Source organism: Nostoc sp. CHAB 5836 (genome assembly GCF_020829445.1).
Taxonomy (GTDB): domain Bacteria; phylum Cyanobacteriota; class Cyanobacteriia; order Cyanobacteriales; family Nostocaceae; genus Nostoc.
Genome location: NZ_JAIVFV010000282.1, coordinates 1 through 5,187 on the forward strand (window position 1 = coordinate 1; position 5,187 = coordinate 5,187).

Here is a 5,187-nt window from a genome sequence, read left to right on the forward strand (position 1 = left end):
CTGCGCTCGGAAATACCGAGGATTTTGCAAGTGCTATAAAGAGAAAAGTAAGCCAGCTAGAAAGTGTCATTGGGGAAATAAACTTCTAGCTGGGTTAGACCTCAAAGGGGGCAAGAGAAGCGGAAAATCTCAAACATTAACCACCTCCCCTGCTTCCCCTAATCCTTCTCTCAAAATCAACCCAACAAGTGCCAGGTATCCCAATTTTCAGTTATGCGAAACGGCATAAAAGGTGCAGTTTTCAAAAATAGACATAAAAAAGCATAAAAAAGCATAAAAAACCCGCGACAGGTGAGTAGAAAGATTCATCACTAAAAAAGTAATAGCAATTGCAGTAAGAGAAGTGTGGGAAAGTTTCGCCATCACTCGATTGAGACTAAATCTTCTTTTAGCTTGCCCAAATTTTCCTTCAATACAATTACGAATTCTCTCAGATTCTAAATCTTGTTTCTTTTTTTCTTTACTAACATTGGCTGGTGGTCTTCCCAAAGGAGGACCACTCATGATAATACCTCTTTCTTTGCACCAAGCTCTATTCTCTCTTGTGCGATAAATTTTATCTACATGAACCGATTCTGGATAATAGCCAGTATAATTTTTATATGCTTCTACTTGTGCTTTTAAGTCTCCTGATTCATTAAAATTATCCCAACTAATATGGTCTAAAAATACATATCCATCAAAATAACTAGCTGATAATTTTGCCCCAGATTTCCCGGCTTTACCACGGACAATTGGACGGATATGTGGTTGGCTTATGGTTGTTTAGGTAAAGAGGATATATTTTGGAATGCCTCATAATTGCAAGCTGTAACTAGAGTAAATCCTAAGATGCCCAATATTAGCCAAGAGAGAAAATGTCCCATGATGATCTCAATTATTAAAACTGGAAAGAAACTGTTCCTTGAATTGTAAAAGGTTGTCCATAATAAACACGAGCGCCTAGGGAACTTTCAAAATAGTCTATGTCAAATAGATTTTTGAAATTGAGTGCAGCTCTGAATCGCTCTCGTTTATAGAAAATAGAAGCATCAGTCCGCAGATAGCTAGGCACAGTATAGGTATTGTTAAAATCAACGCGATCGCCTACAAAAAACAACCCTACTCCCGCCCCTAAACCTTGTAAATTACCTTTTTGAATCTCGTAGCTTGTCCACAAGTTAAAAGAATTATTGGCGCTATTTGACAATCGACTTCCAGGGGTCAAAGTATTATCTTTAGTAATGCGGGCATCAATGTAAGCATAACCCGCAAAAATATTCCATCCTGGTAAAATTTCACCCGCCAGATTTAGCTCAACCCCCCGGCTATTCTGTTCACCAACTTGGATTGAAACGTCGCGGTTGTTGGGATCTTCTGTCGTGACATTGGTACGAGTTAAATCAAACAATGCAACGGTTGCTGAAAGTCGATCATTCAAATCTGCTTTTACCCCAACCTCATACTGATTACCGCGTTCTGGCTTGAAGGAAGAGTCAATGCCAAAAAAATATGATCCGCCTGGTGGAGTAAATGAACTTGTGTAACTGGTATAAAGAGAGATTGCAGGGATGGGTTGATAAACAATCCCAAACCGAGGACTGAAGGCACTATCTGACCCACTGCTTTCTGTATTCTTGGCGAAATCTTCATATTTTCGATCGATAAGGTCAAACCGCCCACCCAATAAAATCTTCAAGTTATCCATCAGTGCCACTTGGTCTTGCAGATAAATTCCTAATGAGTTTGTCTGCTGTCGCAACCCCGATTCACCAAAAGTACCAATAACCGTTGTTGGCGAGCCACCATAAACTGGATTAAAAATGTTAATTGATGCCGCCTCGAATAAAGGAGCTATTGGGCTGGAATTATCAAGACGATTTAAATCAAATCCAAATAATAGCTGGTGTTGAATTGAACCTGTGGCAAACTTACCAATCAGATTTGTTGACATCGCATAATTTTCATTTTCGGAAGAGCTTTCTGAAAACGATCGCAGCCAAGTTCGATTATCTGCATCTAAACCGTTAGAATCCGTGCGTCGTTGATCGAGATCACGATGTACAAACCTAAAGGCATTGTTTATCGACCAGTTTTCGTTAAACTTATGTTCTAGTCGGTATCCCAGCCTGATAATTGTCTGCTCAACACTATCAGAAGGTTCAAAAAGGTTAAGATTACGAGACACTTTCCCGTTTGGGTTAGGTAATAAACTACCAATCACAGGTACACCAGATGCATAAGTATCTCTTGTTTTGATGTATTCTGCCTCCAAGGTCAGGTTAGTTTTCTTGCTAAGTTCCACACTGATCACAGGCGATATATTTAAGCTTTCACCTTCAAAAAAATCGACAAAACTACCTGAATTTCTGTAGGCTAAATTGAGACGATATAAAACTGTCTTCGAGTCATTTAGCGGCCCCGATAAATCAACTGCACCTCGATAAAAACTATAGCTACCAACAGTTGCATCAACAGTATAAAAAGGGTCGGGCAAAGGACGTTTAGATACAAGATTGATGCTTCCTCCTGGATTACCCAAACCAAATAGAACTGATGCCGGGCCTTTGAGAACTTCGACTCGCTCAATACTGGAAAGTTCACTCACTTGTCCGGCTAATGTGTCAATGAGTCCATCTCTCAGAAGATTCGTCTCTGTCACATCAAATCCGCGAATGTTATAGAAAGTAAATGGCCCAAAGTTAAAACTCTGATTGACACCAGAAGTATTTCTGAGCGCATCTTCTAAGCGAGTCACCTGTTGGTCGCGTAATACTTCTTGTGGTATTACTTCAATTGATTGAGGAATGTCACGCAAAGGTGTATCAGTTTTTGTCCCAGTCGTAGTATTTGTTACGCGATATCCATCTTGCTCACCCGTCACCACTAACTCAATTGGCTCATCCGGCTGTGCTGGTGGTTCGTTTTGGGGTGTCTCAGTCCCACTTGCTGGCTGCTGTGCTTGTGGTGTTTGGGGCTGCTGTGATGGCTGCGTTGCTGTTGCAGCAGAATTTATCCCAAAAACCAGTCCTGCATTATCATCAAATAACTCAACTGTCGGTGGCTCTACATCACCTACCACCGTCACTCGAACAGTATTTGCATCAATATTTGTAGCTGTTATCTCAATAATTCCCGTAAGTGGTTTTTCAGAACGAAATGTGAAAGCCTCACCACTGGGTAAACGTAGTTGTGCATTGGGAATATCAGCAATAAAATTATTACCCGTACTGCGATTTGTAACTTGCAGTTGTTCCCCAAGGGTTGTCTCTAAAATTACCTCCACACCTTTGTCTGTGGGATTTGCCTTTACTCCCGTAATTGGTATGACTTGTTGATCCCCACTTCTTTGTTCTGGGTTAGGGGGATTGGTTGGTGTTGGTGACTGTACCAGCATTTGAGCGCTAGTCGCGGGGAGTTCGATTTCGCTGAGTTGACGAATATTTTTACTTGTTTTATCCGACTTTGCTCTTTGCAGTGAACTGGCAATTTGAGACTTAAAGAGTCGGGATTTCCTGGTGCTGGGAGCTAATACCGAAGATTTGCGGCTCGTTATTTTTTTATCTGTACCTGCAAGCTGCTGATCTAATGTAGATTTTCCTACCCTCTGGGTAGAAGATTTGCCTTGAATATCCTCTCGTACTTCCTCACCTTTAGCAGGAGTGTTGATCACAACAATAACCGCACCTGTTAGCAGCAGGGTTTGAAAAAATTTATCTAACTTCATTGATCCGCTTACACTCAATCACACTACTTGGTCGTACCCGAAGACATAATGACAATCTTTGAAAAGAATTGTCATTTAGGTTTAAGCTAGTTGAATCATATTATGAAGTGATGCAAGACACAAGATAATTAATAATCTTTTTTATTTAATTGAGATGCCAAGCAGTAATTATTGTTATAGTCATGTGTTTGCTTGACACAGAATCAACGGTTGTACTAGTAGCTAAAAATACTTAGGGACTTCCAGGAAATAAAATATACAGTAAATAATAATGATAATCATTATAAAAGGCAGAGGAGTCTTGGGTTGCTAACAGCAACCCAAGACTCCCCAAATACACATGAAAAGTCTGCACTTCCCGGGGCTGAAGAATGCTATTTAATGATGTACTATTATTAATTTTCGTTAGAAAAAACTTGAAAAACTATTTTGAAAAACTATGTTGCTCCATAGGAAATATCAATAAACCATTTACCTAAATCCGGGAAAGTTTCATGATTTGAATCAGTCAAACGCCGGATTTGATTCTCAACTTTTGACATAGCTTCAAATGTTCAGTTTAACTCCTAGTTTATAAGTTTCAGTGACTAGTTTAACAACAGGATGCTTCCCATTCCATGTCATATTATGAGCAAAATTTAAAGCAGTTTCCACTTCATCTAAAATACTCCCGTTCCAATAATTTTCTAGAACAGCCCAAGTCCGTTCGATAGGATTATATTTACTGTGATACTGAGGGTAGTAAGCTAAACGTAAATTCAGTTTATATTTCTGAGAAAATTCAACTATGCGTTTCATAAATTGTGTACGCCGAGAGTTATTCTCTCCTCCATTATCTTGATTAATGAGCAGAGTTTTTATTTCGGAAAATCGCCAACTTTCTGATTTCCAAAAATCTGCTAAAATATCAACGATAAAATCACTAGTTACTTTGGATTCTGTAAAATACAAAAATAGCTCATCAAGCTCTGGATATTGATACCATAAGGAGCCACAGTTGTTTTTGGGTGGAAATCATGGTCATCAGTTTTCGTTGGTACTCGATTTTTACCACCACGGTCAAATGAGCCGATATTTACACGAGCTTTCGCATCTAGACTTAAGCGTAAAATACTCTTGTCATCCGAAGCTTCTTGATGAACTATAGCTAATTGCTCAAAGATTGCGTCAGTTTCAGGAATTTTTTTTGAGGTTGAATTTTTGCAACTCGTTTGAGGCGATACCCTAAATCGTTTAACTTAACACGAATTGTTTCTGAACTTGGCAATTCTTCATCTGGATAACCAAATTGCTCAATTAATTGATGTCTCACTTGGGCAGATCAAAGGCGGCTGTACAGCCTTTGACTTTTAAAACTTGGATCTATCTGACTTTGGCCATCAACCAACTTTTTGATATCTGATAAAAGATTTGGCAGATGTGATTCTGCTTTATAACGTCCTCGACCTCTATAATTATCTACACAAGTAATACCAGTAGTT

Annotated in this window: 1 protein-coding gene and 2 pseudogenes; all 3 read right to left on the reverse strand. The window is 39.2% G+C overall.

Features of this window, described 5'->3' with window-relative positions:
* Window positions 1-207 precede the first annotated feature (207 nt).
* Window positions 208-762: pseudogene (locus LC605_RS30785) on the reverse strand (transposase); the annotation flags it as partial.
* Window positions 763-880: 118 nt separating this feature from the next.
* Window positions 881-3,706 carry a TonB-dependent siderophore receptor gene (locus LC605_RS30790; RefSeq protein WP_229551206.1) on the reverse strand — a complete coding sequence of 942 codons (2,826 nt, stop codon included), beginning with the start codon at window positions 3,704-3,706 and terminating at the stop codon, window positions 881-883.
* Window positions 3,707-4,143: 437 nt separating this feature from the next.
* A pseudogene (locus tag LC605_RS30795) lies at window positions 4,144-5,187 on the reverse strand (ISAzo13 family transposase); the annotation flags it as partial.

Excerpts from the sequence above, each read along its gene's own strand:
- LC605_RS30790 (WP_229551206.1), bottom strand. The coding sequence starts at position 3,706 with ATGAAGTTAGATAAATTTTTTCAAACCCTGCTGCTAACAGGTGCGGTT.